Annotated in this window: 32 protein-coding genes; 22 read left to right on the top strand and 10 right to left on the bottom strand. The window is 42.4% G+C overall.

Annotated features, from left to right (window positions below):
* The first annotated feature begins 37 nt into the window (after window positions 1-37).
* Window positions 38-1,183, top strand: a complete 1,146-nt coding sequence (locus Q3A68_RS00410) for an MFS transporter (RefSeq protein WP_302899011.1) — start codon at window positions 38-40, stop codon at window positions 1,181-1,183.
* Window positions 1,184-1,270: 87 nt separating this feature from the next.
* Here Q3A68_RS00410 and Q3A68_RS00405 read toward each other — a convergent pair whose 3' ends face one another.
* A complete protein-coding gene (locus Q3A68_RS00405) occupies window positions 1,271-1,768 on the bottom strand; it encodes a nuclear transport factor 2 family protein (protein ID WP_302899010.1) in 498 nt (165 codons plus the stop codon).
* A gap of 154 nt (window positions 1,769-1,922) precedes the next feature.
* Here Q3A68_RS00405 and Q3A68_RS00400 point away from each other — a divergent pair, with 154 nt between their 5' ends.
* The 6 genes from Q3A68_RS00400 (at window position 1,923) to Q3A68_RS00375 (ending at window position 6,045) form a co-directional block, all read left to right on the top strand.
* Window positions 1,923-2,837 carry a hypothetical protein gene (locus tag Q3A68_RS00400; RefSeq protein ID WP_302899009.1) on the top strand — a complete coding sequence of 305 codons (915 nt, stop codon included), beginning with the start codon at window positions 1,923-1,925 and terminating at the stop codon, window positions 2,835-2,837.
* A 304-nt stretch (window positions 2,838-3,141) separates the two neighbouring features.
* On the top strand, window positions 3,142-3,897 hold the full coding sequence (locus Q3A68_RS00395; RefSeq protein WP_302899008.1) for a hypothetical protein: 756 nt from the start codon (window positions 3,142-3,144) through the stop codon (window positions 3,895-3,897).
* Between the two features lie 198 nt (window positions 3,898-4,095).
* The gene (locus Q3A68_RS00390; protein WP_302899007.1) at window positions 4,096-4,296 is read left to right on the top strand and encodes a hypothetical protein; all 201 of its coding nucleotides are present in this window, start codon (window positions 4,096-4,098) and stop codon (window positions 4,294-4,296) included.
* A gap of 303 nt (window positions 4,297-4,599) precedes the next feature.
* Window positions 4,600-4,893, top strand: a complete 294-nt coding sequence (locus Q3A68_RS00385) for a hypothetical protein (RefSeq protein ID WP_302899006.1) — start codon at window positions 4,600-4,602, stop codon at window positions 4,891-4,893.
* Window positions 4,894-4,936: 43 nt separating this feature from the next.
* Complete coding sequence (locus tag Q3A68_RS00380; RefSeq protein ID WP_302899005.1) at window positions 4,937-5,170, top strand: hypothetical protein; 234 nt, start codon at window positions 4,937-4,939, stop codon at window positions 5,168-5,170.
* A 212-nt stretch (window positions 5,171-5,382) separates the two neighbouring features.
* On the top strand, window positions 5,383-6,045 hold the full coding sequence (locus Q3A68_RS00375; protein WP_302899004.1) for a DUF998 domain-containing protein: 663 nt from the start codon (window positions 5,383-5,385) through the stop codon (window positions 6,043-6,045).
* A 10-nt stretch (window positions 6,046-6,055) separates the two neighbouring features.
* Here Q3A68_RS00375 and Q3A68_RS00370 read toward each other — a convergent pair whose 3' ends face one another.
* Entirely contained in the window at window positions 6,056-6,691 is a 636-nt protein-coding gene (locus tag Q3A68_RS00370; RefSeq protein ID WP_302899003.1) for an outer membrane beta-barrel protein, read from the bottom strand.
* Window positions 6,692-6,861: 170 nt separating this feature from the next.
* Entirely contained in the window at window positions 6,862-7,182 is a 321-nt protein-coding gene (locus Q3A68_RS00365; protein WP_302899002.1) for a GYD domain-containing protein, read from the bottom strand.
* A gap of 235 nt (window positions 7,183-7,417) precedes the next feature.
* Here Q3A68_RS00365 and Q3A68_RS00360 point away from each other — a divergent pair, with 235 nt between their 5' ends.
* Complete coding sequence (locus Q3A68_RS00360; RefSeq protein ID WP_302899001.1) at window positions 7,418-7,774, top strand: response regulator; 357 nt, start codon at window positions 7,418-7,420, stop codon at window positions 7,772-7,774.
* Between the two features lie 44 nt (window positions 7,775-7,818).
* On the opposite strand, the gene Q3A68_RS00355 is transcribed toward Q3A68_RS00360, so the two are convergent.
* Window positions 7,819-8,304, bottom strand: a complete 486-nt coding sequence (locus Q3A68_RS00355) for a peptide deformylase (protein WP_302899000.1) — start codon at window positions 8,302-8,304, stop codon at window positions 7,819-7,821.
* Window positions 8,305-8,362: 58 nt separating this feature from the next.
* On the opposite strand from Q3A68_RS00355, the gene Q3A68_RS00350 reads away from it, so the two are divergent.
* Both Q3A68_RS00350 and Q3A68_RS00345 read left to right on the top strand, forming a co-directional pair.
* The gene (locus Q3A68_RS00350; protein ID WP_302898999.1) at window positions 8,363-8,584 is read left to right on the top strand and encodes a YodC family protein; all 222 of its coding nucleotides are present in this window, start codon (window positions 8,363-8,365) and stop codon (window positions 8,582-8,584) included.
* Window positions 8,585-8,591: 7 nt separating this feature from the next.
* A complete protein-coding gene (locus Q3A68_RS00345; protein WP_302898998.1) occupies window positions 8,592-9,620 on the top strand; it encodes an alpha/beta fold hydrolase in 1,029 nt (342 codons plus the stop codon).
* Window positions 9,621-9,719: 99 nt separating this feature from the next.
* Here the strand turns inward: Q3A68_RS00345 and Q3A68_RS00340 are convergent, their stop codons facing one another.
* Window positions 9,720-10,292: a hypothetical protein gene (locus tag Q3A68_RS00340; protein WP_302898997.1), complete on the bottom strand. Its 573-nt coding sequence runs from the start codon at window positions 10,290-10,292 to the stop codon at window positions 9,720-9,722.
* 278 nt (window positions 10,293-10,570) lie between these two features.
* On the opposite strand from Q3A68_RS00340, the gene Q3A68_RS00335 reads away from it, so the two are divergent.
* Window positions 10,571-11,293: a hypothetical protein gene (locus Q3A68_RS00335; protein WP_302898996.1), complete on the top strand. Its 723-nt coding sequence runs from the start codon at window positions 10,571-10,573 to the stop codon at window positions 11,291-11,293.
* A gap of 30 nt (window positions 11,294-11,323) precedes the next feature.
* Here the strand turns inward: Q3A68_RS00335 and Q3A68_RS00330 are convergent, their stop codons facing one another.
* On the bottom strand, window positions 11,324-11,800 hold the full coding sequence (locus Q3A68_RS00330; RefSeq protein WP_302898995.1) for a GNAT family N-acetyltransferase: 477 nt from the start codon (window positions 11,798-11,800) through the stop codon (window positions 11,324-11,326).
* A 136-nt stretch (window positions 11,801-11,936) separates the two neighbouring features.
* Between Q3A68_RS00330 and Q3A68_RS00325 the strand changes: the two genes are divergently transcribed.
* Window positions 11,937-13,376, top strand: coding sequence for an ATP-binding protein (locus Q3A68_RS00325; protein WP_302898994.1), 1,440 nt, complete (start codon window positions 11,937-11,939; stop codon window positions 13,374-13,376).
* 11 nt (window positions 13,377-13,387) lie between these two features.
* Here the strand turns inward: Q3A68_RS00325 and Q3A68_RS00320 are convergent, their stop codons facing one another.
* Window positions 13,388-13,717, bottom strand: a complete 330-nt coding sequence (locus Q3A68_RS00320) for a hypothetical protein (RefSeq protein ID WP_302898993.1) — start codon at window positions 13,715-13,717, stop codon at window positions 13,388-13,390.
* Between the two features lie 676 nt (window positions 13,718-14,393).
* On the opposite strand from Q3A68_RS00320, the gene Q3A68_RS00315 reads away from it, so the two are divergent.
* From Q3A68_RS00315 to Q3A68_RS00275, 9 genes are all read left to right on the top strand, one after another.
* Entirely contained in the window at window positions 14,394-16,796 is a 2,403-nt protein-coding gene (locus tag Q3A68_RS00315) for an ABC transporter permease (RefSeq protein ID WP_302898992.1), read from the top strand.
* A gap of 219 nt (window positions 16,797-17,015) precedes the next feature.
* Window positions 17,016-17,720, top strand: coding sequence for a 3-keto-disaccharide hydrolase (locus Q3A68_RS00310; RefSeq protein WP_302898991.1), 705 nt, complete (start codon window positions 17,016-17,018; stop codon window positions 17,718-17,720).
* 107 nt (window positions 17,721-17,827) lie between these two features.
* Entirely contained in the window at window positions 17,828-18,622 is a 795-nt protein-coding gene (locus Q3A68_RS00305; protein WP_302898990.1) for a hypothetical protein, read from the top strand.
* A 120-nt stretch (window positions 18,623-18,742) separates the two neighbouring features.
* Window positions 18,743-19,117, top strand: coding sequence for a hypothetical protein (locus Q3A68_RS00300; protein WP_302898989.1), 375 nt, complete (start codon window positions 18,743-18,745; stop codon window positions 19,115-19,117).
* A 126-nt stretch (window positions 19,118-19,243) separates the two neighbouring features.
* Window positions 19,244-19,609: a helix-turn-helix domain-containing protein gene (locus Q3A68_RS00295; RefSeq protein WP_302898988.1), complete on the top strand. Its 366-nt coding sequence runs from the start codon at window positions 19,244-19,246 to the stop codon at window positions 19,607-19,609.
* A gap of 70 nt (window positions 19,610-19,679) precedes the next feature.
* Window positions 19,680-20,747: a ligand-binding sensor domain-containing protein gene (locus Q3A68_RS00290; RefSeq protein WP_302898987.1), complete on the top strand. Its 1,068-nt coding sequence runs from the start codon at window positions 19,680-19,682 to the stop codon at window positions 20,745-20,747.
* Between the two features lie 374 nt (window positions 20,748-21,121).
* Window positions 21,122-21,601 (top strand): Lrp/AsnC family transcriptional regulator, encoded by a 480-nt coding sequence (locus tag Q3A68_RS00285; protein ID WP_302898986.1) that lies wholly within the window; start codon window positions 21,122-21,124, stop codon window positions 21,599-21,601.
* Between the two features lie 5 nt (window positions 21,602-21,606).
* Window positions 21,607-22,614 (top strand): EamA family transporter, encoded by a 1,008-nt coding sequence (locus Q3A68_RS00280; RefSeq protein WP_302898985.1) that lies wholly within the window; start codon window positions 21,607-21,609, stop codon window positions 22,612-22,614.
* A 144-nt stretch (window positions 22,615-22,758) separates the two neighbouring features.
* The gene (locus tag Q3A68_RS00275; protein ID WP_302898984.1) at window positions 22,759-23,586 is read left to right on the top strand and encodes a PAS domain S-box protein; all 828 of its coding nucleotides are present in this window, start codon (window positions 22,759-22,761) and stop codon (window positions 23,584-23,586) included.
* Here the strand turns inward: Q3A68_RS00275 and Q3A68_RS00270 are convergent.
* Together Q3A68_RS00270 and Q3A68_RS00265 are read right to left on the bottom strand one after the other, a co-directional pair.
* Window positions 23,565-23,969 carry a response regulator gene (locus Q3A68_RS00270; protein WP_302898983.1) on the bottom strand — a complete coding sequence of 135 codons (405 nt, stop codon included), beginning with the start codon at window positions 23,967-23,969 and terminating at the stop codon, window positions 23,565-23,567. The two genes, Q3A68_RS00275 and Q3A68_RS00270, sit on opposite strands and share 22 nt — an antisense overlap.
* Window positions 23,970-24,105: 136 nt before the next feature.
* Window positions 24,106-24,468 (bottom strand): hypothetical protein, encoded by a 363-nt coding sequence (locus tag Q3A68_RS00265; RefSeq protein ID WP_302898982.1) that lies wholly within the window; start codon window positions 24,466-24,468, stop codon window positions 24,106-24,108.
* 228 nt (window positions 24,469-24,696) lie between these two features.
* On the opposite strand from Q3A68_RS00265, the gene Q3A68_RS00260 reads away from it, so the two are divergent.
* Window positions 24,697-24,912: a hypothetical protein gene (locus Q3A68_RS00260; protein WP_302898981.1), complete on the top strand. Its 216-nt coding sequence runs from the start codon at window positions 24,697-24,699 to the stop codon at window positions 24,910-24,912.
* 62 nt (window positions 24,913-24,974) lie between these two features.
* On the opposite strand, the gene Q3A68_RS00255 is transcribed toward Q3A68_RS00260, so the two are convergent.
* Complete coding sequence (locus tag Q3A68_RS00255; RefSeq protein WP_302898980.1) at window positions 24,975-26,609, bottom strand: DUF3943 domain-containing protein; 1,635 nt, start codon at window positions 26,607-26,609, stop codon at window positions 24,975-24,977.
* Window positions 26,610-26,650 lie beyond the last annotated feature (41 nt).

Here is a 26,650-nt window from a genome sequence, read left to right as displayed (position 1 = left end):
ACGCTAAGCCAAATTACTCTATTTTAGCAGTTTCATAATGGAAGCTACCCTAACCAAAACACCCCGGCAAATAAGAATAGCCAATGCGCTGTTTTTCTTTGTATCGGGATTTGGGTACACTACCTGGACATCCCGTATCGTTTACATTCAGCAATCATTACACCTGAACGAGGCTTTCCTGGGTTGGGCGTTGCTGGCACTCCCTGCCGGACTGATGATCACCATGCCCATTACCGGGCGCATGCTCAGCCTGTTCAGCAGCAGCCGCATTATGTTGGTTGGGGCGGTAGCCTTTAACCTGATGCTGGGCCTGCTGGGTTTTACTACCGAATATTGGCAGTTTATCGCCATTTTGTTCTTTTTCGGCTCATCGCGCAATATTCTCAATCTTAGCATCAATACGCAGTCGGTAGGTGTACAAAAGCTGTATAAAAAATCCATCATCACCACCTTTCACGGCATCTGGAGCTTTGCGGGGCTTGCAGGCTCGGTGTTCAGCCTAATTATGGCATCTTTTAAAGTACCGCCAACCTGGCATTTGCTGGTAGTGAGCATTGTGCTATGCCTGATCGCCTTCCTGGCATGGCCCAATACCCTGCACGAAAAACCCGAACCGCAGGAACGTAAGCCGATCTTCTCGCTGCCTGATAAAGAGCTGCTCAAATTCGCACTGATCTGCTTCTCATCCATGGCCTGCGAGAATGTGATGTATGACTGGAGCGGCATTTACATATTTAAAGCGGTACATGCCACGAAAGTGGTGGCAACGGCCGCATTTGTGGTATTTATGATAGCGGTTACCACGGGGCGTTTTGCCGGCGATCACATCGTTAACAGAAAGGGCATCAAAATGGTATTGCGATATAGCGGCGTGCTGATTGTAAGCGGTTTTGCTATTGCCATTGCGTTCCCCTGCGTTATACCCACTATTGCGGGTTATGCCCTTATTGGTTTGGGCGTATCGTGCATGGTTCCCCTTGTGTTCAGTGTAGCAGCGAAATCAAATTCTATGAGCGGTGGTCCGGCTATAGCAGCGGTATCTACCGTAGGGTATTTAGGCTTTTTGCTGGTACCGCCTGTGGTAGGTTTTGTGGCCCAGGCCGCCAACCTGCGCTGGGCATTCTCGTTCATCGCAACGCTGGGGCTGTTAATTGTGTGGATGACGAGTAAGATTGAAGAATAAGCAGTTTGATTTTAGAATTACGATGTGCGATTTTAGATTTTTTTTAGCTATTCAAGACTGATCATTCAACACTGACCATTGACCGTCTCACTTCGCAGCATCAATCATCTGGTTAGGATCGTAATACTGGCGCTGACTGATAATCTTCCCTTCTTTATCAAACTCATCAAACAATACCATATCCACTACGGCCTTTTTCCTCGTTTTTTTATTCACTAATGATATGATCCACCACGATTGCACCACCAGCGAACCATTACTGTACTGCAAAGCAACAGGCGGCTGGGTTTCGGTCATTTTCAGATCGTCCCAGTGGTCAATTACGTTTTTCCAGCCATCCTTGGCTTCGGTGAGTGTGCGGTTTTTAGGCGGAACGCCAATCACATAACGACCCATGCCGATAAATTGCACCTTTTCGTCAAAAAACTTAGCCATGCCGTCGGCATCACCTTTTTCGTAAAGGGCAGCAAGCTTTCGCATCACCTCGATATCAGGATGCTTCTTATAAATGATACCACCTTGGGCCATTTTCTGAGCAAATGCTGCATTGGAGACGAACAAAAGAGCGATCAGGAGCTTTTTCATGACATGAGGGGCTTAATTAAAAGGGGATAGTTTAATTAAATATAGTAATTATTTAAAAAACAAGGCTTTAAAACATTATTAAATAGATATATAGCTTACGTGCTATTTAGCTCAAAGCAATTAGCGGGTATTTTCTATCTTTATTTCCGAATCTATGAGCGATACCAACAGGAAAAACACTGGCAGAGCGCAGAAGTCGGGGGCCCGAAGTCCGAAGTCGGAGCAGAAAGCTGAAAGGCCAGAGCCGAAAGCGGCGTTAAACCTGAACGAAGAAATCAATTCCGAAACAGGCATAAAAACGCAGCCTGTTGCCAATCCACAACTGCAAACTGAAAGTATGGAAGTACACCACCACCCCGACCTGCATCACGAAAAGAAACCCTGGAAGGAGTATCTTTTAGAGGGTTTGATGATATTTTTAGCTGTTACAATGGGCTTTATTGCTGAGGGCATACGTGAAAATATCACTAATAAGGAGCACGCCCGGCAGTTAACCTCGCAACTGGTACAGGATCTGAAATCAGACACTTCGGAACTAAATGATGCCATTATCTTTCAACAGCATATAGTAGAAGCCAACGACAGCTTATTTGCACTATTACAGCAACCAATGGCAAAAACTGATCTGAGAAAAATACAAAAACTGATTATTGCATCACACAGCTTGTATCCGTTTCACCCTACAGGCGGCGCCAGTGCTGCTATTAAAAACGAACTGCACTTAAAACAGTTCGCCGAGTCGGACATCATACACTATATTGCGCAATATGAGGGGCGCACCGAGCTGGCACATACGGTACAGGATATTTACTTGCAATACCAGCGTACCATGTTCGACCCCTTCCTGCGACAGCATTTTACCCCAGCTAACCTCGATGCTGCTTTTGCCCACAAGCCGTTACCCGACGCGCAAATGCGTAATCTTACGCAAGCTGATCTTACCCAATTGAGCGCCGATATGGTGCTGATAAGAGTAGTAAGTAATGAATTGGTTACAAATTATAAAACCTTGAAGCAGCGCGCCACCACGCTGCTTCAATATGTGCAAAAACAATACGATGTGGAGTAGCAACTAAACCCGGTTAAACGCGGGTAATTCTGTATTATCCAATCATTTGACACAAGGCTCCCTGGGCTTGCTGTATTATTTGGAATTGCTATATCTCTTTTCGGTTATTGCGACGAAATACTTTTAATTCATAGCTATCCCCTTTGTTTTTTTCTTCCTTTTATTTCGGTACAGTTAAGCAATGTAACGGGAATGATACATTTTAAAGATAATCTAATTTGCAATTAAAAAAATTGCAATTTTCTCATTATCAATATATTAACATAAATTTAATCGACCAATTCTCACCCTAAATTAATGAGTTATGAAAAAGAAACCGTTGTACCTGTGTACGCTGTTATTGTGTACATTTCTGTTTGCCGGCAAGCATGCCCTGGCGCAAAACGACACTACGACCTGGATGACCCTGCTCGAATACCGGGTTCACGATGAAAGTGTTTTTGAGAAAAATTACCCTACTGTAAAAGCCTGGTGGCTTAAGACCGACGCGGATATTGAACTTGGCCGCATTGGACAAACTTCAGAGTCGGGCAGGGTCTACAGTTCCGCCCTGTTTAAGGGAGCCGACCACCTGGGCGCGTTTATTGCCCGTCGTGTAAAAAACCAGGATCAGTTTAACGCCGCCAATCCTGCCATTGCTAAAGAAAGTAGGGAAAACATCAATGGCCCGGTCTCACGGTCGATATGGATGCGGGTAGATTCAATCACCTTCCAGGAGCCGGGTTATAACAGGGATAGTTACCCTTTCAGAAAGGTAGTGCTTATATCAGTTTTGGCGGATCGGGTAAAGGATTTTGAAGCCGGGATGAGGAAGCAGGGACTACTAGACGCCAGTCACGGTATTAAGTACAATTCGATCGTGTTCAGGTGTACAGACGGGTATCCGGCCAATACTTACATGGTGGTGCTGCCCGATAAATCGTTGCTCGATTATTACAAGAACCGCGAAGCAAGAAAGACAAAAAGAGATCAGTTTAAAAACGAATATGACCCGCTGCGCAGACTGGCGAGCGATATTACTACCGTTATGCGCATTGACCACTTAACAAGCGTAAAATAATTTTCCTATCTGCCAATGATGAACTACCCGAGCGGTAGTAAAATCGATACGATTTTGCTACCGCTCTTTTTGCTATAAAAACCTGCAAGGTAAGAAACAAACGAAAGCCTCTGTATACCAATGGAATGCCCAATATTTGAAAGTATTTTAAACATTGATTAATTTTTTTGGTTCTACAGTTAACTAGCTATTACTTTTATGGAATCTGCCGAAGTCGTTAAATCAGTCATTGAGGGCATGATATGCCCGGTTCATGATGTGCACCCTGTAGTGGAAATATCAGGGAATGAGCTCCAGATAAACAGTTGCTGCGCCGAGTTTCACGAAGAATGTGCTAACGAAGCAAGAGGGTTGTTTATGCTTAATAAGGAATACCCCTATTGGGTGCTGCAAGATTAGTTTACTTTTCAAGATCGGTTTACTTTTAATTAATTATTTTTATTTCTAAAATAATTGGCATAGAACTTGCATTATCACTAAAGTAGTTAAATTAATTAGATAACAGTAGCTGGGCGCGAGGCCTGGCTATTGTTATTTTGGGGGTAATGCCGGGTTGCTTTTATCAAACGGTGAGTAAAAATTACGTAAAATCCGCAATCAATTACCGTGTTTACACCATCATATGTGCCCCTTTTTGTGTATAATTTTACTGCGTGGACCTAAAATCCGCCAGATCAGAAAGTATAGTTTTTAGCAACAGGTATGGAAAATAAAAAGCAGGGAATAATAATAAGAAGCCAGGTTTGTCCGGTACACAGGGCACATCCATCGCTTAGTATTGATAGTGACCGTTTTACCATACGATGCTGTTGTAATTTACTTACACGACAATATGTTTCAAAACTGGAAACCAAATTGAAAGGACTGGTTTTTGAAACTATACTGAACAATTGGGAAGATGATCTGCTGATAAATGAGCTGCTAGGTGATGAAAATACCGACAATCGCCAGTATATCAACACGATGTTGACAATTAGGCGCGAGCAGGAACAATAAATGACAGTAATTTTATAACGCATCCGCTTCCATATACTTTACTATGAATTACTCTACCATAAAACTCGACCTTGAAACCAGAACCTGCCCTTTGCATAACATCAGGCCGCTGGTTAGATTTGAAAACGGAAAGATCATGCTTCGCTGCTGCTGCGATTACTTTACACGCAAATGCATGTCAGAGCTGGATCAGAAATTACAGTACGACGGGCTTGCCAGCAATATCGTAGATGCCTGGCAAAATGACGCCTCCGGCCAGGAGCGCCAGGTGGCCTGATAGGCCCCTAAGGCCTCTTAAACGGACGCTGTGGGCGGCCGAACGGGTAAAAATCCCCCAAATATTTTTCAATTAAGAAGTGCTAAACCCCATATTTAAAGCGGCCCGGTTGTAAGTGCGCTGGTTTAAGTATTTCTTTTAGGTTAAAATGATTATTTTAGCAACGGTTTGCCATTAATAACGTAAACCCTACCTTAAATAACATTGTATCTATGAGTGAACCCGATGCCGGCTCCCATCTGCTTATCCCGCGGACTAATTTGCAAACTGCCTTACTGTGCTCGGGTATAATAGGCGCGGTATTATTTACCACCGTTTATTTTTGCTTTGGGGTAATATCGCCCAATTATTACATGATACACGAGCCGATCGGCAGGCTGCAACTACAGCCTTACGGCTGGATCCAATCCGTAAATTATATTTTGGCGGGCTTATTTATATGCATTTTTGCTATTGGGCTGCGTAACGAAATGGTGAGCGGGTTTGGCCTTGTGCTTATACCGTTTTGCCATATTGTTACAGGCCTGGGCTGCATTGTGCTGGGTTTGTCCCTTGATCCACAGATACAGCTGTATGCAGGAGACTTTACTTTTGCTTCTCTTGTAGCTGGTTTTCTTTTGCTTGTACGCCGCTTTGCAGCCGATCCGCAATGGCGGGGTTGGGTAATCTACACGATGTTGAGCGTAGCGCTGATGATTGTGCTATGTGCCTTATTTACTTACTCAATTGCTCATCAGGGCAGACTCACTGGCGTATTTGAACGCCTGATAATTATTACCCGGCTGGTATGGTTGTTCTTTTTTACGGCCAAACTGCTAGGCGGCCGAAGCCTGGCGTCGGTGGATAAACGGGAAATTCAGGCCGTTACGAATTGACTCGACTCCCTCAAAACAAATACCCTACAGAAACCCCAATAGATCTGTTGTGTACGGTTGATCCCTGGTAGTAGGACAGATTGTTTAACCCCAGACTGTAATTGGCATCTATCAATACATTCTTCGCAATCTGGGCGCCGATGATTCCGTTTATGCCGTAGTCGGGATTTTTGTATTGGTAACCTTCAATGGCTTTGGTAAACGATACGTCGCTCTTAGTGTTCTGCACAGAATAGGTGCCTGAAAGGCCATAACCTAAATAGACGCCACCACCAAAATATGCCTTAACTTTTCGGGACACCTCAACTTTATACAATGCATTAAGGGGCGCTTCCAAATAATTTAGTTGTATTGTTCCTGTGATAGGTTTTTGAACAGCGTTGCCACCATTAGAAAGAGCCTGGTTGTATTTATACCCCTTGGTGCTGTAAAATACGCCCGGCTGAATTGAGAAGTCATCAAAATCAATATCTAATACGGCTCCTGCATGAAATCCAATCAGGTAATTGCTTTTTATGGCTGTCCCCAGGCTATTGATGGATTGATTAGATAAACTGGCGCCGGCTTTGAATCCAAAATGAACCGCCTGGCCAAAAACAAAAAATGACGGAATGATAAAAAGGAACGTGAGAAGGGTCTTTCTCATAAAATTATTAATTGCTCAAGGTTGACTGCCTTTTACGTTAACACATTAAATAGGTTGCATTAATAGCTAAAAATCAGCTATTAATGAATTTGTGCTAAAGTTTGCCTGGCGGACGACTTGCGCAAAAGGCATCTCCCACCTTAAATTAGCGGGAGACGCAGATAAGCTGGTCAACTGCCAGGAGCGCGGTAGTGTACCGTTTTTTTCGCTGCTTCGTCAATATCTTCGGGATCTAGTAAAACGGTAGTGTTAATTGATACCAGTGCCGTTGTATTGATATTCAACGCCAGGGCTGCGGCCGTTATATGATCCGGCAGTGAAACGATCACATAGGCATCAGCGTCGCCAAAGGCAAAATAAAATGCCTCAAGCTTGCCGCCCATTTCACTCAACGTTTTTTCAACAGCTTGCTTCCGTGCAGTGCCGCCGGAGCGAAGCATTCCCTTTACACCCTCAGGTGTGTAAGAGGCTCTAATCAGGTACTTCGTCATAATGTGTTTGTTTAAGTGTTTAGCGCAGGAATACAGTTGTGGTTGGTTTATAATTGCAGTATAAAATTAAATAAAATTTTGGCCGGTTTCTTAACATAAATTTTTGAATATCAGCAGGTTTTACAGATTGTTAGTAGTTGCCTTTTTTAGATGGAAAACAAGCGGGAAACATTGCTGTTGACTATGCAACATTCCATTTAATTGCATAAATTAGCATTCATCAATTCATAAAAAAGTGAAAAAATTAGCCATAGTTGAAGAAGATAGCGATGCCCGCGAGATGTCGGCCTTTACGTTTGAAAATAGCGGATACGAAGTGTTTAGATGCAAGAAGGAAACTGCCATTGAAGACATAAGCCGCATCAGGCCGCATATTGTTGTGGTAGGCGATCAACTGGGCAATACCCAGGGCAATGACCTGTGTGCCAAACTGAAAGCAAACGTGCAAACCGGGAAGATCCCCATTATTCTGTATTCGCCAACTAAAACCGTAGACGAAATATCAAAATGTGGATGCGCCGATGGCTACGTAGCCAAGCCTATGCAGCTCGACGATTTTGTGTACCTGGTGCACCGGATAGCATTGAGCTGATTAATTACATAAGTGCATAGACCAGGTGAGTAGATTAGCCAGTTTCACTTCCTCCACTTAAATGCCTTCTCACTCACTGCGCGCATAGTGCATAAGATACCCTCCAGATGGTCGTATTCATGCTGCAACAATTCAGACAGGTCGCCTCTCAGGTGCCATTGCTGTGGTTGCCCGTTTTCGTCCAGGTAATCAATAGTGATTTCGCGGTGACGCAATACTTTTACCAGTAGATTAGGGAAGCTCATGCAATCGTCCCATAATTCAAATTTTTCATCACTCAGATTGCTCAAAACAGGATTAATGATTACCACTGGCCGGTCGATATTCATGTAGATCAATCGTTTCATAATACCCAGTTGCGGAGCGGCAATGGCACGGCCAAAATGATAACGCTCACGTATCTGCTGCATTACATTATGCAAGTCGGCCACCCAGGTGCTTACCATCGGCAGGTCGCCCGGCAAAACAGGTTCGCATATTTGGTATAAGCGCGGGTCGCCTAGGTGGAGAAGATCGTCAATGGTTTTCATTAAGGTCAAAAATACCTGCTTTTATGAAATATGTAGCAGGCTTAATATCTTTACCATCATGGAAAAGAAATTCATTTTAGGTGATATTGTGGTGATGATTGCCGATGGGCCAAAGATGGCAGTGGAGGGTTATGTGGTAGATGATGACGGCAAAGGCGGCTTTATTGAAAGCGATGAATATGTGAACGTGGTTTATTACACCCCTGATGGTTTTAAGCGCGATACTTTTCACCAGGATCTGCTGATACATATTGATGAACTGGATAACATAGCTTCTTAATCCGCTTATGAAAACCTGCATTCTTGCCTTCTTACTTCTTACTTGCGTTGGCATTTGCCATGCTCAGAAAGCCCCTGACAGACAACAATTTGCCACATTGGGCGATTTTAAAGTAGAATCTGGACAGGTGATAAAGGACTGCCGCATTGGTTACCGCATTTATGGCAAACTGAACAGCGCCAAAAACAATGGCATCCTGTTCCCGAGCTGGTATGGCGGTACGGCAAAGGATGTAGAATATGCCGAACCTTGGAAAGCCATTGATACCACGAAATACTGCCTGATCATTGCAGATGCCCTGGGCGATGGGGTGTCGTCATCACCTTCAAACAGCTTGAAGCAGCATGGGCCACGTTTCCCGCATTTCAGCATCAGGGATATGGTGGAAAGCCAATACCGGCTGCTGGTCGGCAAGATGGACATTGTGCATCTGCATGCGGTGATGGGGATATCCATGGGCGGCATACAAACTTTTCAGTGGGCGGTAAGTCACCCTAGTTTTATGGAAGTACTCATACCCATAGTAGGCAGTCCGCGGCCAAGCAGCTATGATCTGATGGGTTACAATATCTACGCCAGGGTGATCGAGAATGATCCGGCATTTCAACATGGAAACTATAAGCAGAACCCCATCATAGTGCCGGCAGTAATGCTGTCAGAGTTTGCCTCAACCACGCCTGAACATAAGGTGAAAACCATGTCGCGAGATAGCTTCGCCGTGTGGATGAAGAAGGTTCAAATTACAAAAACCCGCGATTGGAACGACTATCTGTATCAAACTAAAGCAGTAATCGGGCATGATATTTCCAAACCTTACGGCGGTTCTATGCAGGAAGCGGCCAAGCATGTGAAGGCAAAAATGCTGATCATCAGCTCCAGGCAGGATCACCTGGTTAACCCGACGCCTGCCATAGAGTTTTCTAAATTATTGCCTGCTAAATTGCTGGTAATGGACAGCGACCGCGGGCATGTTGCGCCAGATTTTAATGACCCGCAGATGCGTACTGCTATTGTGGTGGCGCTGGAGGGGGAGTAGTTTGGTCAATGGTCAATAGCCAAGGTGTAAAATTGTCATTGCAAACAAATTCACCATTCACCCCTCACTCATTCACTCACTCAAAAATGTTAACGTGTCTTACTGTATCTTTAGCTCAAAGCTGCCCTCTACTACGTATTTAGGCGAGTTACCTTTGGTCTCGGTGGCAAGCAGGGTATGAAAGGTACCTTTGGCAAGGGTAAGCTCCTGGTTGTATTTCTCGATAGATATGGTGCCCGGTTTTTGTGGTTGCTCGCTTTGAATTAACGTGTACTCCAGGTTTTTTTTGCCTGTTCCTTTTAGCAAAAACTGAGCTCCTGATATATCGCTGGCTACATCGTCAATAGGAGCACCGGACGAACTGATACCAAAGCTCACGGTATGGGCCTTATTTATGGCTGTAAGACCATAGTATTGTTCGTCGTCTATGTTGATGTTCACGAAGGCAATAGAGTCCTGTTCAGCATCAAAAGTGTAAGTAGAATCCTTGAATTTAACGGTCAGGGTGCCTTTGCTGGCAAGAAAATTACCCGTGGTGGGCATCGTGCTTACCTTGGTGGTGTCGGTTGTCTGGGTGGCTGCCTGCTTTACGTTTTCATCCTTCTGGCAGGCAGTTATTACCGCCGATACCAGTATGAAAAACCCTAAAACACGTATGGAAAGCCTCACCATAAGCACGTTCTTTGTAATAGATTAAATTTAGCTAAATAAATAGTTTTCGCAATACCTTAAACGTCATAATATTGAAATTTAACAATTATTAACTTTTAGGTTAACATGAGGGGTAAAACGGGTTGAAAATTGTATTGGATACTCACTTAACAGCATGAATGACAGGCGGCTGAGTTGTAGCTATTCAAAACTAAACCTTGCAGATGGGAACATCGTATAACATTAAAGCATCAGGGTGTTGACAAAGCGACGATGTTAATCAGCCAGTAACCTTTCCAATGAAACGAGCCCCCTTTTTATTGATTTGGCTAGTTGCTATTCAGATAATGAATATGCAGGTTGTCACCGGACAAGCCCACCGGAAAACGAAACATCATACCAAAATAAAATCCTACGTATTTCCGACACTTCCTAAAAATGCCAAAAGTGTTGCGGGCTTTGTACCTAAAGGCTGGAAAATAAAAGACACTGTAACAGGCGACCTTAATAATGATAAAGCGGCAGATTTGGTAATGATATTGGAATGCCGCCAAAGAATTGCAGAACACGGGGAGGACACTCACCCAAGGATATTGATGATAGCGTTTAACGCGGGCAATCATTACGAGCTGAAACTACAGCACAATACTTTTATATTGCGCAGCAGGGAGATTTATGATGCCGATCCGTACCGCGATATAACGATTTCGAAAGGGGTGCTGGGTATTCATTTCGACCTGCTTCATGATGGGGAAGATGAACTGGTATATATGGTCGGCTACCAGATGAATGATTTTTATTTGATAGGGGCTACGCGCAGAAGCCGTTCAAATGGCGGATACGAGCGCTCTTCGGATTTTAATTTTTCAAGCAGAAAGTACATCTATAAATCAAGCTTCCCGAATGGCTATAGCAGGGCTCATAGAATAAAGAAAAAAAGTTTACCTCCGCATGTACTCAAAAAACTGAGCGAAATAACTGAACCGCTTACCTGGGAAGTTTTTGGGGATGAGGTTATTTAATGATATCTTTTTATGTGCAATCATGTACCATTACGCACGAGATAAATCTTTTTCCATATAAATTGTCCCTGGAAGAGGGTTATGGCGATAGGCATTGATCTCGTAAAAGCCAAATGAATGATAAAGTTGTTGGGCTTTTGCCATGTTTGCCAGGGTGTCTAATCTGAGCTTTTTGTATCCTAATGTTTTAGCCAGATCAATAGAGCGTTGTAAAAGCGCTACGCCAATTTTTAGTCCACGATATTCATCTTTTACATACATACGTTTTAGCTCGGCCGTATCTTTATCCAATAGCCTTACACCGGCACAGCCAATAGGTAAACCACTGCCAAATGCAAGCAGCAGACCACCTGATGGCTTGTAATATTGTTGGCTGATGGCTTCCAGTTCTTTTGAGAAATTCTGAAATGAGAGATCAACATTCAACGAACGGGCATATTCTTCAAAAAGTTTCCTGCCCATTTCAAATTCTTCATTTGTATTCGCGATTCGATAAGTAACGGCCATTTATTGGAAGAGATTTTAGTTACAGGTGTGAAATTATACAATTGAATCTATACTATCTACATGCTCTTACTAAAACATTTAAGTGCCTTAAATACTTATATTTGTAATTAGCCTTATCTGCCAATACTCCTGCAAAATGAGAAGGAACAGACCATTTTTTGCCGAAAAAAGCGCTATACACAGGTTTCTGATATGGTCTGAGCAGCGTAAGAACCGCCCCTTTTACGCCAGGTATAGTTTGCCGTTAATCCTGGTAATAATTGCCACCCTTTTTAAGTTGCAGTTTCTGGGTTTTATCAATGCAAGCAGTCCCTTTTTACTATACTTTGCCATTGTTTGCCTGTGTACTATTATGGCAGGCATTGGTCCGGCTATAGTGGCTATTATTTTGGCAGCGGTGACAGCTGATTATTTTTTCCTTGCGCCAAATAGCGAGTTCAAGTTTACCAGCCTGGCACTATATAAAATTTCCATTTTTTTTGCCGAGTCTACCTTTATTATCCTTATAAGTTCGGTTATTATGTCCGCTTACCGGCGAGTGAATCAAATACAGGCGCTGTTCAGGGCAATGATTGAAAAGGGATCAGAGGGCATAGTGCTGACCAACCGCGAGGGGAAAAGGGTATACGTTAGTCCGTCGATCGAGCGGGTAATTGGCTATACTGCCGACGAGTTTTTGGTAATGGAGCCCTGGATATTAGCCGACCCGGAGGAACTGCCCGAAATGAAGGCTTATATGGAAGACCTGCTGGCACATCCGGGTAAAAATATTTCATTTACTCATCGTATGAAGCATAAAGATGGCCGATGGATATGGATAGAAAACTCGATTACTAACTTGCTGGATGATGAGTCGGTATGCGCTGTAGTAGCAAATTTTTATAACGTAACCGATAGAGTGATACTGGAGCAGAAAAAGGATGATTTTATAGGCATTGCCAGCCATGAACTCAAAACACCTATTACCAGTTTAAAAGCATCTATTCAGTTATTAGACAGGATGAAAGCTGAACCATCGCACGATATGGTGCCAAAGCTGATAACCAGGTCAAAACGAAGTGTTGAGAAGCTGACCGAACTGGTTGACGAACTTCTTAATGCCAGCAATATCGGGCAGGGGCATCTCCACCTGCATAAAACAAATTTTGTAATAGCCGACTTGCTGGTTGAATGCTGCCACCATATTCATGCAGTAGATAAATACAAACTGGTTATTCAGGGTGATAAAGAGATAAGGGTTTGTGCTGATAAAGGCCGGATTGATCAGGTGGTGGTAAATTTTGTAAACAACGCCATTAAATATGCGCCGCAGTCAAAGGATATAATTTTATCTGTTGAGCGGGTGTATGATGAAGCAAAAGTTTCGGTAAAAGACAATGGTCCGGGCGTGGCGCCTGAAAAGCTACCTTATGTGTTCGACCGTTATTATCGCGCCGAAGTAAATAACTTTAACAGCACAGGGCTCGGCCTGGGGTTATACATCAGTTCCGAAATTATAAAAAAGCACGGCGGGCAAATAGGGGTAGAAAGCAAGCCCGGGGAGGGGAGCACATTTTGGTTTACATTACCTGTTTAAACGAAACGTATTTACCTGAGAAGTACTTTTATTACCAGTTCATAAACCAGTATTCCGCCAACGGCTGCTCCTGCAAGCACGTAAGTTGTCTTTATGGTTTTATCATTTACCGGAGGATAGGTAGTTAATAACGGGAGCTGGTCGTCCCATTGAATTTTGCCGTTCAGCAAATCCCAGCCTTTGGTTGCAATAATATAATTGCCATCGGGCGTCGCGTTAACAAAGCCGGTACGGAGGCAATATTTCCCAATCTCGCTGTAATCTGTTTTTCCGGCATTCAGGGGTAATACCTCGTAATACGTTACCAGTTGTAAAAACCGGGTCACTTCATTTTTACGCATATCAAATTCGGGTTTAGATTTATATTAAAAAATATTATCTGATTTTCAGAGGCTTATACGAAGGGTGTTTTAGAAAAGATACGAGCATTTTTATGCGTGTTGATGAGATGTATGTGATTATCCGTTGAATATCAGTTAGTTAAAGCGCTGAAAACAGTTAAAATGATTTTAACTTAATTATAGCCTGTGTTAAAAAAAATTAACACTAACGAAAACATTCTCCAAAAGTTGTTTGTTACCCAAGGGAGGTTTCACTAAAAAAGGGAGAATTAGTATGGAAACAACAAAGGTAAAATCGTTTATAGGGTCGATCTATTGCACCACTCACAAAGAGCACCCGCATGTTTCAGTTAATAATGGAGATCAAGTTTGCGTGAAGTGTTGCTGTGCACAATTTCAAAAGCAATGCGATTACCTGGTCAGGCTTTTATCGCGGGCTAAGAGCAAACAATTTGAGCCTGTTTACTAGTCTGGTATTACTCCGAAAAATTAGCTTGTTATATTCGTGTGTATCGGTTTTTGTCTTATAAATCGTTAAAACCGTACATCCGCTGCATCATAAGCGGACACTGATATCAAAGATTATTATTGTTAATTCGCTTATTATCAATTATTTAAAATAATGGCATTTATTTTGGTATTTAAGGTCATCACCAAACACCTTAAGTTCTGAGCTATGTTAAAAAACTACCTTAAAACAGCCATCCGGAACCTGTTTAGACAAAAAGGGAATGCCATTATCAATATCGCAGGCCTTGCAGTGGGTTTTGCCGCCTTCCTTTTAATATTCCTGGTAATTCAATATGAACAAAGCTTTGACAATTTTCACCCCAAAAAGGATAGAATATATCGTGTGGTGCGTGTAGGGAAAAATGCCACTAACCGTGAGTATCGCACCGGGGTACCAGTACCGGTAACACCAGCACTACGGGCCGAACTATCACAGTTGGCCAATTCAGCTGCTATTGTGGATGATAATAACGTACAGGTGATCATTCCGGCGGGAAAGAACGGTGCGGTTAAACGCTTTAAAGAGGTTAACGGCCTTTTCTTTGCCGAACCCCAATTCTTTAACATTTTCAACTTTGGCCTGGCCGATGGTAATATCACATCGGCTATAAGTGAACCCAACAGTGTTTTGCTCACCAAAAACACCGCCTCAAAATATTTTGGCGACTGGAGAGGGGTGATAGGCAAAACACTAAAAATGGACGGCATCGACGTAAAGGTTACCGGCGTGTTGAATGACATGCCCGTTAACACTGATTTTCCGATAAAGGCCATCATCTCTTATGTCACGCTTAAAAAATACATGGATGTAAAAAACTGGGGTAACATTAATGACGGCAATTATTGTTTTGTAGAGCTAAGAGAAGGCCATACCCAGAGCGAGCTAAGTAAGTTGCTGGCCGGTTTCACGGCAAAACATATAACACCCATAAACCCTGGATATAATCTTGTGCCTCAATTGCTAAGCGAGGTGCATTACGACGAACGCCTGGGCAATTATACCGGGCGCACATTTAGTAAGGACCTGATTCTTGCTCTTAGCCTGATAGGGTTCTTCCTGCTTATTGTAGCCTGTGTGAACTTCATCAACCTTACTATTGCACAGGCGGTTAACCGTGCCCGTGAAGTAGGGGTAAGAAAAGTACTTGGAGGTAGCCGCGGGCAACTCATTGCGCAATTTTTAGGTGAAACAAGCATTACCAGTTTGACGGCCATGGTTATCTCATTGCTGATTGTTGTTTCGGTTATCCCTGCCTGTAATAATCTGCTTAATATTCATCTGTCGGCCTCGATACTTTATAGTCTGTTAATGATCGCAGTTCTTTTGGGGAGTTGGTTGTTGGTGTCATTGCTCTCAGGATTTTATCCGGCGCTCGTACTCTCAGGATTTAAACCGGTAAGTGTTTTAAAAAGCGCTTCAGGGTCAGATCACCGAAAGGGCGTTTTATTCAGGAGGGGACTTGTTGTTTTTCAGTTTGTTATAGCACAGGTACTTATCATCGGTACGCTGGTGGTGGCCTCCCAGATGAATTATTTCCGTACGGCAAATATGGGATTCAGGAAGGATGCAATAGTGTATGCCGCGTTTCCGGGCGATAGCGTTTCGCGCCTGAAATGGGATTATTTGCGCAATGAACTGCTGCAGACTCCGGGTATTGAACTGCTGAGCTTCAGCGCGCATACACCTTCAACTATCGATGGCGGCTGGGCTACTGACTTGCGTGCCGATCCGCATAGTAAAAACGCGGATATGATTGTTAGCATGAAAGTAGCCGATACCAATTATTTTCGTGTATACAATCTGCCTCTTGTAGCCGGCAGGGTTTATTTCGCGTCAGACACTATGCGCGAATTTGTGGTGAATGAAACCGTAATAAAAAAGTTGGGGATACGGAATCCGAAGGAGGCTATTGGTAAAATGATCAATGTAAACGGAAAAACTTTCCCGATTGTAGGGGTGGTAAAGGATTTTCATAATAACTCACTCCGTGACCCTATTGATCCCATCGTACTAACAACTGCAAAAGGTGGTTACCAATTTGTAAATATGAAGATCGACCTCCGGAAGAAAAATCAAGCGATAGCCGCCATGCAAGCTTTATGGAATAAAAATTTCCCGGAATTTACATTCGAGTATAAATTTATGGACGAGGCCATTGCCGAATACTACCAGCAGGAAAATCAGCTTTCAATGCTTTACAAAGTATTTTCGGGGATCGCTATTTTTATTTCCTGCCTGGGCCTGTATGGGTTGATATCATTTATGGCATTACAACGCAAAAAGGAGATCGGCATACGCAAAGTGCTTGGTGCACCTGTAAAAGATATCCTGATCCTGTTATCCAAAGAGTTTACCATACTGGTGATCCTGGCGTTTTTGATTGCTGCGCCTATTGCCTGGTATTTTATGCATAACTGGCTCCAGGGGTATACCTTCCATATTACAATTGGGGTGTGGTTTTTTGCTGTAACCATTTTATCTTCCATATTTATTGCATGGCTAACGGTAAGTTATACTGCGATAAAAGCGGCGTTGGCGAATCCGGTAAAGAGTTTGAGGACGGAGTAGGATTGCAATTTAATCAAGCTAAACTAATCTGATATTCAACTCATTTTGACCCGTCCGCTAACTGGCGGACGGTCGATCTTCTCTGCGACCATCCTAAAGAAGACTGTTTAAGTAACAATAACATTCCACATTTGCACTTTTTACCCACAAGGCTTTCAAACAATCCTTATTTATTTACATTTACCTTTTTAAACAAATACCTTTAAAAAAGCTAAGTAAATGAAAACAATGCTTATTCTGCCCGCCCTTTTGCTGGCTGGTAGCAGCCTGATGGCCCAAACCAACAATACTCTTACAGCTAAAGAGAAAAAAGAAGGCTGGCAATTACTGTTTGATGGTAATACAACAAAAGGCTGGCACAGCTATCTGAAAACGGAAGCTACACCTGCCTGGACCGTTAAAGACGGCACCTTACAACTTGACCCGGCGGTAAAAGAGGGCAGGGGTGATATAGTAACCGATAAGGAGTATGAGAATTTCGAGTTATCGATTGACTGGAATATTTCGGAAGGGGGTAACAGCGGTATTATCTTCATCGTGCACGAGGATAAGGCTTTTGATGCGACGTATCTGACTGGCCCCGAGTATCAATTGCTTGATGATAAAAAGGCTGAGGACAATAAGAAAGCAAACCATTTGGCGGCATCTTTGTATGACATGATAGCACCTGCAAAGGAAGTTGAAAAACCTGCAGGCGAATGGAACCATACCGTTATAAAACTAAAAAACGGCGAGCTTACTTTTTGGCTGAATGGTGTGCAAACCGTACAAACCCACTTGTGGGATGATAAATGGAAAGAGCTGGTTGCGGGCAGTAAATTTAAAGGGTGGAAAGGCTTTGCCGAGTATCACAAAGGGCACATTGCTTTGCAGGATCACGGTCACCACATCGAATTCAGAAATGTAAAAGTGCGTGAGCTGTAGGTAGATACGCTGAAACAATAGATCTGTTTATACGTATAAAGGCAGGCCGGGCAACACCCTGGTTTGCCTTTACAAATTATACACCGAATATTAATATTCGAATCGTTTTGAAAAAACTATTATTTGTTTTGCTGGTAGCGGGAGCTATATTGAGCGGTTGTAAAAAGGACTCAGCAAAATCTTCCATCACGCTGTCGCAAGCTGATATTGCGGTAGTAAATACCCAACTTAAGGGTAGCTGGGTGTTCCCTGTTAAAACACTTACGGTGGTCGACAGTATGGGTAATCCATTATTGCCGGGCCAGAATCTGCCCGCGGCTGCCTTTGCGTTTGACGGGCTAAACACTGTAACCATCAGGCCCGATCCTGGTACCATTCAAAAAGGTACTTATGTTTTATCAGGCACCTCTGATGGCAAACTGAATATCCATGTGACTTATGCCGATAATACGACGCAGGACTTTAAAATAACACAACTTACGGCTACTTTACTTACCATAGCGTCATCAGAGCCTTATGTTTATTACCACAATGGGGTATTGTTACCAACGGTTGCCGTAACCAGTACTGCCATGCAGCGCCTCAACTCATCGGATATAAACGGGCAGTTGGTGCGCGTTGCTGTATCGCATGATTCTCTATACAGTGTCAAAGTATACCTCACTCATAGCGGAACTACGAAAATGGTTGATAGTGTGTCTAATATCAGTCACCCTTATCTGTTGGCGGTACCCGCGCAAGCAGGAGATCATTTAAAGGTAGATGTATTGGGCAATGTCCTTCATACCGCTATAAATGCCTATGTTGACGGCCTGCCAATAACCGGTGATATCAGCGCTTCGGGCGACGAAACCGTAACCACCAACGGGTGGAATGTATCTTTCCCGGCGAATTTTCCGTAATTGTTAATAAATTCTTAAAAAACAGCGTAACTAGTTCAGCTCTAATTGCGTAAAACTATCTATTGTGTTTCTTCAACACAGGGTTTGGGCAATCATTTCACTTAATTAATTTACGCTGTTATGAACTATTTTTACTTGTTTTTAGGAGCTGGGTCTTTCATCGTTTTGTTGATTATCATATATGATATCCAAAACAAGAAGAAAGTTAATGAGATATTAAGGCATAATAAAAATGTGCCGCCGTTGTTTATGCTGCGGTCGGCTGAGTTAAAAATTGCCGCTATCAGGTCGGCGTTGAATATCCCGGATTACGGGGATGTGGAAACAGAACAGGCTAAGGAAAACCTGATGAAACAGTTGGATAGGCTGGTTGCCGGTTATAAAAACCGCGAAATGCCGCTTACTGCATATTACGCCAAACTTGGCTCGCTGCTAATCAGCGTAAACAAGTTCAGGGCCACAGTATCTGGCTCGGTGGTTCAGGTACATGCCTAATTTAATAATTCTATTATCACAATATCAGTTAGTTGGTTGATTGATTGGAAGGTTGATTAAGTTTTACTTTTTCAACCTTTCCTGTTTTCTGCACACTTTGATTATTATTGCAGAAAAACCGCACCCATGTCTGACGACGCAATAGTAAAACGCTTAAAGGTAATTGTAAAAGATCACGGCGGTCAGCTTGCGCTTGCCAATGAGATTGGCGTCGATCAGGGCTTTATCAGCAAAGTGATCAACAGAAAACAGGAGGTAAGCTATTACCTCATAAAAAAGCTTTGCTTTCAGCTAAAATACTCTCCCGAATGGCTCATACTTGGTACTGGTGAAAAAAAGATCAATAAACCGGATTCGGCCAAGCTTATCACCGAAATACAAATGCTGCGCACCGAGGTAGACATACTTCATGCCCGTATGCGTGTATTCGAACTGCAATTGAAAGAGGTGCAGGGGAATAAGGACTCGGAAGAACGAAAAGCGGCGGGGTGATAAAACTCTATAAATCGGTCATTGATAGATTAAAAAGCCGTATATTAGAAATAGATAAACCTTATTGAATATGCGTTTGTTTTTTACCCTTTTCATCTCCCTGTTTTTTTTGTCTTCTTGTAAAGGACAACCTAATGAATCAGTCAAACAGTATGTTGACGCGGTTGTGACAGGCAAAAATTTATGGGGGCTCACAACAGGCGGTAAGATCAAGATATTTGATTTGAACACCAATTTATCGCTTGGGAAGAATACGAATAATTTGCAAGATATAGTCGCAATTGCAAAAGACCATAATGGGAATATAGTGGTAGCTGACTCATTCCATCAGATAAAGGCGGTTGATACGGTAACATTAAAATTAAAAAGAATAGCCAGATGCGATACAGATATTTTTGCTGTAGTATTCGATAGCCATAATAATTGCTATAGCATAACGGCCGGTGGTATAATTGATATATATCATGATCATAAATATCTGCCAAGATTTTCTTTAAATAAAAGTGTCAAATATTTGCCTGGCAAAATAGGTAAACCATACACTTATTTTATTGATAAGGATGATAATATATGGATGGGTTACGGATACGGCGAGTGGGGCGGTGATTTGTATGTGTTTAGTACAAAAAGAAAAGAATTCATCCAGTTGACAGATGGTTTTTTCAAAGATGGAATTGAGCCCGTGAAATCAATATTTGAGGGGAATAGTAATGTTTATATTTCGACAGGACTGATGCATATGCTACTTAGTGGAAGTATAATAAAAGTAAATGACTTTAAAGGGGATAATATTTTTGTGTCATCATCTTATTTTCATGAGGCGGATGGTAAGTCACATCGTAATCCAGATCCTCAATATATTGGCCCAGCTACATTTAATCCGGTTGACGGTTGTATCTATTTTTATTCTCAAAATAGTATATATAAAGGCGATCCGAATAAAAATCTATCCACAATCGGAGACTGGCAGAAAGTTGTTCAGCTTAAATTGAATTGGGCCAGTGGGCAACATGACGCGGTTGGATCACCTATGAATGTGTTGAAAATGCAATTTATCGGGAAAAATGTCCTAATGATTGTTACACAAAATGACGGTATTGGCATATATGATGGAAACATCTTCGCACTATTACATTGAGAATTTCGTAAATTTTTACTCACAGCTTTGAACTGACACCGCTAGAGCTTGAAGCAGTGGTATCACAAATTTGATACCTTCCCAACAACATATCACGTCAAGAATATTGAATCGGTGTTTCAATTACCTGGGCGAACTGCTGGAGCAAAAAAAGAGGCCCAATCCACCAAGAAAGGAATAGCCCATAGCACCAGCATCAACGACATTTTTTTAATTTAACTCTAGCCAAGAAAGCAGATACCCCTACACCAGTACTACCTCCTTTTATGCTCCTATTTACACGTTTAAACACATAATCGATAGTTTTGTCGAATTAAATTCATTTTTTGTTATTGTGCTTTGAATTATATTCTGTTTGTAGGTAAATTTACTGTATGATAACGGAGACGGAATTAGTACTGGATAAAATAGACCTGAATATCCTGCGGCTGATGCAGGACAACGCCCGCATTAGCAATGCCGATATGGCCCGCGAGCTGGGCATGGCACCATCTGGTGTATTGGAGCGCGTAAAAAAACTGGAGCAAAAAGGGGTGATACAACAATATACTACCCGTATCAATCCAGTGGCGTTGCAGCAAAAAATGCTGGCCTTTATTTTTCTGAAAGCAAACGATGGCCCGGGGTGTACGGATACGGCCGAGGCCTTAGCCAAAATACCCGAGGTACAGGAAGTGCACCACATAGCCGGCGATGACTGCTACTTGGTGAAGGTACGCACATACGATTCGTCGACCCTGGTAAGCCTGATGCGTAACAACTTTAGCCAGATACCCAACCTGCTCAGCACGCGTACCACCATCGTATTGGAAACTGTGAAAGAACAACAACAATTAGTAATACCTGAAAACTGATAAATATGACACCTGCTACCAACAAATCTGCCTCACCTGTATTGGTTATTATAGCCTTTGCTACAGTTTACATTGTTTGGGGCTCTACTTACTTTTTCATACAAATGGCCATCCACGGCATTCCACCACTGCTGATGGGTGCTATGCGATTTTTTACCGCAGGTTTGCTGATGCTGACCTGGTGTGCTATAAAGGGCGAAAAATTATTTAACCGAAGAAGTATTGTTACATCGGCGGTAACTGGTATATTATTACTGTGCGGTGGTAACGGTGCGGTGATATGGGTTGAGCAGAAACTACCCAGCGCTATGGTAGCTATACTGGTATCGGCTGCACCAATCTGGTTTGTGTTGCTGGATACGCAGAATTGGCGTGTCAATTTTAAAAATAAATCAACTATAGCCGGACTTATTATTGGTTTTGCCGGGGTGATCCTGTTATTTGGTGAGCAATTGGGCGCCATATTTGATGGTGGGTCAGTAGCGTCCAAACTTGTCGGTATGTTGCTGCTGATCCTGGGTTCAATAGCATGGTCGTCGGGATCGTTATATTCTAAACATCACCCGTCGGAAGGTTCGGGAGCTGTCAACGTAGCCTGGCAAATGATCATTGCCGGACTGATCTTCCTGCCCGGTAGTTTACTTAACCATGAGTTTGATCATCTAAACCTATCCCAAGTGCCGCTAAGGGCGTGGGGCGCATTGGGCTACCTGGTAGTTTTTGGGTCGATAGCGGCCTTCAGCGCTTATGTATGGTTACTGCAGGTTAGGCCAGCTACGCAGGTAAGTACGTATGCCTATGTAAACCCGGTGATAGCGGTGATTTTAGGAATGTTTTTTGCGCACGAGCATGTATCATTGTTGCAAATAACCGGCTTGGTCATCATACTGGGTAGCGTGCTGCTCATCAATCTTTCAAAATACCGCAAGACAAAAAACGAAGCTATTGCTGAAGCTACAGACGGGCCGGTAGGCGTTAAACAAACTGAGATGTTGCAGGAATGTGTGAAGTGAGGGAGAAAAGACGACTATTAACCTAAATCCCCGAAGTAACAAAGGCGTTACACAATAATCGGGCCTCAGTATAACTATTTGCGGGTTTTGGGCGTAAAACAAGATAAATTTATCGTTTAGTTTGGCCGCCTCATCCCCCGTAGCATGAATTTAAGACTGTTTAAAATCCCTGTTGGTTTTTTAATTGTGGGTATATTGTGGGCATTATACAGTCACCCTTTACTGGCTAATTTAGACAAACATCTTAATGCTACCGGCCGGGAAATTGTAAGGAGCCTCAACCATTTGGGTTTTGTGGCAGTAACAGCCATAGTTTTGTATTTCCAGATTAAGAAACAGCAGAAAACTATCCTGTTTTCAGAGGAGCAATACCGCAATTTGTTTGAACGCAATCCGAGCCCGCTGTGGATATTCAGGACCGATAATTTTCGCTTTGTGAAAGTGAATAAAGCGGCAACCAAAATGTATGGGTACAGTGAATACGAATTTCTATCGATGTCAGTAATGGATATCCGTCCTGAAAAAGAGGTAGAAAAACTTATACATTCTGTAAATAATTTTTCAGCCGATCTGAGTGATCAGGGAGTTTGGAAACATAGAACCAAGCACGGTAAACTTATATATGCCTCTATATTTACCAACGACCTTTATTTTGAAGGCAAGGAGTGCCGCATGGTAATGGCGACCGATATTACGGATACCATACTTAAAGAAGAACGGATTAAAGCGCAAAATGCCGCCCTTCATGAGATTGCCTGGCTAAATTCGCACGAGGTGCGTAAATCGTTATGCTCGGTTATCAGTCTTATTCAGCTAACGAAAGATAGTCAGAGCGAGTTGGAGCGGAGGCAATATATCACCATGATGGAGCAATGCACAGGCGAACTTGACGATGTGCTTATAAAAACCAATAAACGTGTTGATGAATTAAAAGAGCATGATGATCCAGCTCACGAACCTGTAACATTTTGAGTGTGTATTATCCGCTCAATTTCTTCGCCATTTACCGGCTTGCTTATAAAATCCTGCACAAAAGAATACTTTGATGATGTGGCCCTGTCGTCAGGGCGCAAGGATGAAGATATTACAAAAACGGGTATCTCTTTCGAAATTTCATTATACATTTTTTCCATCCTTTTCAAAAAATCCCAACCGCTAAACAAAGGCATATTCAGGTCGACGAATATCATGTCGGGAAGTTTTTCGGGCTGCGATTTATATTCTTCAATATAATCAAGCACCAGCGAACCATAAATGGTATACGTGGTAATATCGAAATAATTCTTTCCCCTTAAGATGTGTTTCATGAGGAAATGGTCGATCGGATCGTCGTCGATAAATACAAGTTTTCGCATAGGTAGATGTAGATGTGTGTTTTCCTTATGTTTTATACAGTTAACTATCAATCAATAAATAAATTAACTACTGATTTGTTTTAGTTAATTTAAAAGTATTTTAACCGATATTATTAAAGGAGATCGGTCAAACCTATCAATAGTATAAATAATCCAATTGCCCATTCTCCAGATGCTCCCTTATTTCGCTTATGGCATTCAATGCGTGCCTGCGAAAAATCTCATGATTAAACGCATCAGGATGTCTGGGTAGAAATAACTCCTCCTGTGCAAGGCAATTCAGTAAATCTTCTTTTGAACTGGAATGCTCCGAGCATTTACGGTAAATACAATAATATGCCAGGTCAGCATCATGCATTGCCTGAAAACTGGCCAGATTAAACAATTCCTGATATTTGGCAAGTTTATACTTTTCTATGCCAAGCTCACTATGCATTTTCTGAAAATATTCAGATGCCTTTTTTAAATCTTTGTTAGAACGTGTTGTAAAAGAAGTCATAGTCACAATATGATATACAGTTGTATTGATACAAATTTAAGCCATATGATAACACCATGAAACCCGTGTTTTAACGGTATTTTTATGTAGGTTTAAACCCGGTAAAACGACGTAACAACCGTAGATTTAAGTCTTTTTGATAGTAGGAAATTGTTTTTTACCATCGGAAAATAAGAAGTAAATAGTTGGCTGTTAATTGCTTGTTAGATACACTTAAAGAAACTTGTCATGAATAGAAATCTTGGAATTATTTTAATCATCGCCGGGGCTATAATGCTCATATGGTCGGGTGTTTCCTTTACGAAAAGAGAGAAAGTAGTAGATATTGGCCCGCTCCAGGTTTCGGTTGATAAGAAACAACAACTTACATGGCCACCATATTTGGGTGGTGCACTAATTGCCGGTGGAATTATACTTGTTATTACAGATAAGAAACGGCGGTAGTTATAAGTTTTGAGTCTCAAGTTGTTCGTTTTAGCTCCAATAGTGTATCAGCTTATTGATAGCTAATAGGCATTATACTCCTCCTTGCGCTGGGAGTCTTTAAAAAAGTACGTCAGGAATATTTTTTGCTCGGTCCTGTCTGAAAATATTGCCGGATAATTTTTCAAATAACGATCGTCATAATATTGGAAATGTTCGAAGCCGATGCTTAAATTTTTATACAGGCGGACGTCAACGCGCGGCCTTAGTATGGCTACATAATTGTTTCCGGGAGGCCCGTCAAATGTATGCAGGATATAATAATAGTATGACAACGACGTGCTTACTATAGTCCCGATATTGAGCCTGGCTTCGAATTTTGCTTCGACACCATTGTTGTAAGTATAATCCCTCACCTGTGTGGAATCGGGGCCATAGCGGGTACTGTTACCTGCTAAGGGTACTCCTGCTATATGAATATTGGTGAAGAGATCAATCGTTTTAGTTATCGGATACTTGGTGATTAATCCACCGCCAAAGCCCAATGCGCCGAGCTCAAAAGTTTTGTTATCCCAGTAATCATAGTACTGGAATGCACCATATAGTACAGAAAGCTTTCCCCAATTAGTGCTTTTGCCAAACAGCAATCCGTATCCTAAAATATTATCAAGCATTTTGCGTCCGGTGCCAAAGCTAAACTCCGTTTTAAACCTGAAAATATCAAAAGGTTTGCGTTTACGTATTTCAAACGGGTTACCATAATCGAGCTGTACGTTGATCATAGCATTAGTTGGCCCGGCACCGAATATGGTTTTGTTATCCTGGTTTATTTTATGAATACCGCCGGATACCGTTACATTTAATGGCTCCTGTTGATATACCTGCGTTTTGGTATGCCTGAAAGTTTTGCCTTCCAACAGTCGGTTGAGCCCTCTTACCGGGTTGATAATGCCTGCTGCAATTTCCCTGAAGGTTCTGTTGCCGCCGGATATACGGTCGTCGAGAATATTGGAACTCACCCTGTAAAATATTTCTCCTAAAAAAGCGCCATTTACCGGAGTATTAATGATGTCGTTATATGAGGGACGGGTGTTTTCTCCGAAATATTCCCACATCAGGCTACCCGCCACAGCATAAGGGAAAGATTGTAAATAGTTGTATCCCTGCGACCGGGCAGCATTGAAATACAACGATCCGGTATAAGGATGGCCAACAAAGTTGATACCAAACCGGTCGTCATCCCATTCCCATCCCTTCTGGATATTATATTTCCAGGTAGTGGGACTTATATGCGAATAGCTTTCATTCAATGCAAGCCTGTCCAGGGACCAGACAAAAACATTGATGCCCACTACTTCAACGGCAGGTTTCCAGGCCGGGTACTTTTGGTTGAACTTGATGTCGTCATTTAACAGGTCGCCATATTTATTCTTTACGGTAGTATCCACCAATGGGCTCTTTGCCGGCTCATTTTTTCCGGTTGAGTCGCTTAATTGCTGCTTTTTTATTTGTTTGAATTGTTTGATCTGCTGTTTGGGAGTGCCCTTTCCTGGTACTATCGTATCAAGATGTGTGGTGGTTTTTTGGGCAGATACGTTATTAAGAATAAACGTGACGAACAGAAAGACAAATATCATTATCCGCGATAAACGATTGGGTATGCGGTAGAGCAATAAAATATATATTACCACCGCAAGGGGTACATAAATACTGATCATAGGTAGATAGTTGGTTATTATTACAACTGATAAGCGCTTAT

Origin of the sequence: Mucilaginibacter tolerans (assembly GCF_030519375.1) — a bacterium.
Lineage (GTDB): Bacteria > Bacteroidota > Bacteroidia > Sphingobacteriales > Sphingobacteriaceae > Mucilaginibacter.
The sequence above is the reverse complement of the archived record's forward strand: the minus strand, read 5'-3'. Positions and strand labels throughout refer to the sequence as shown.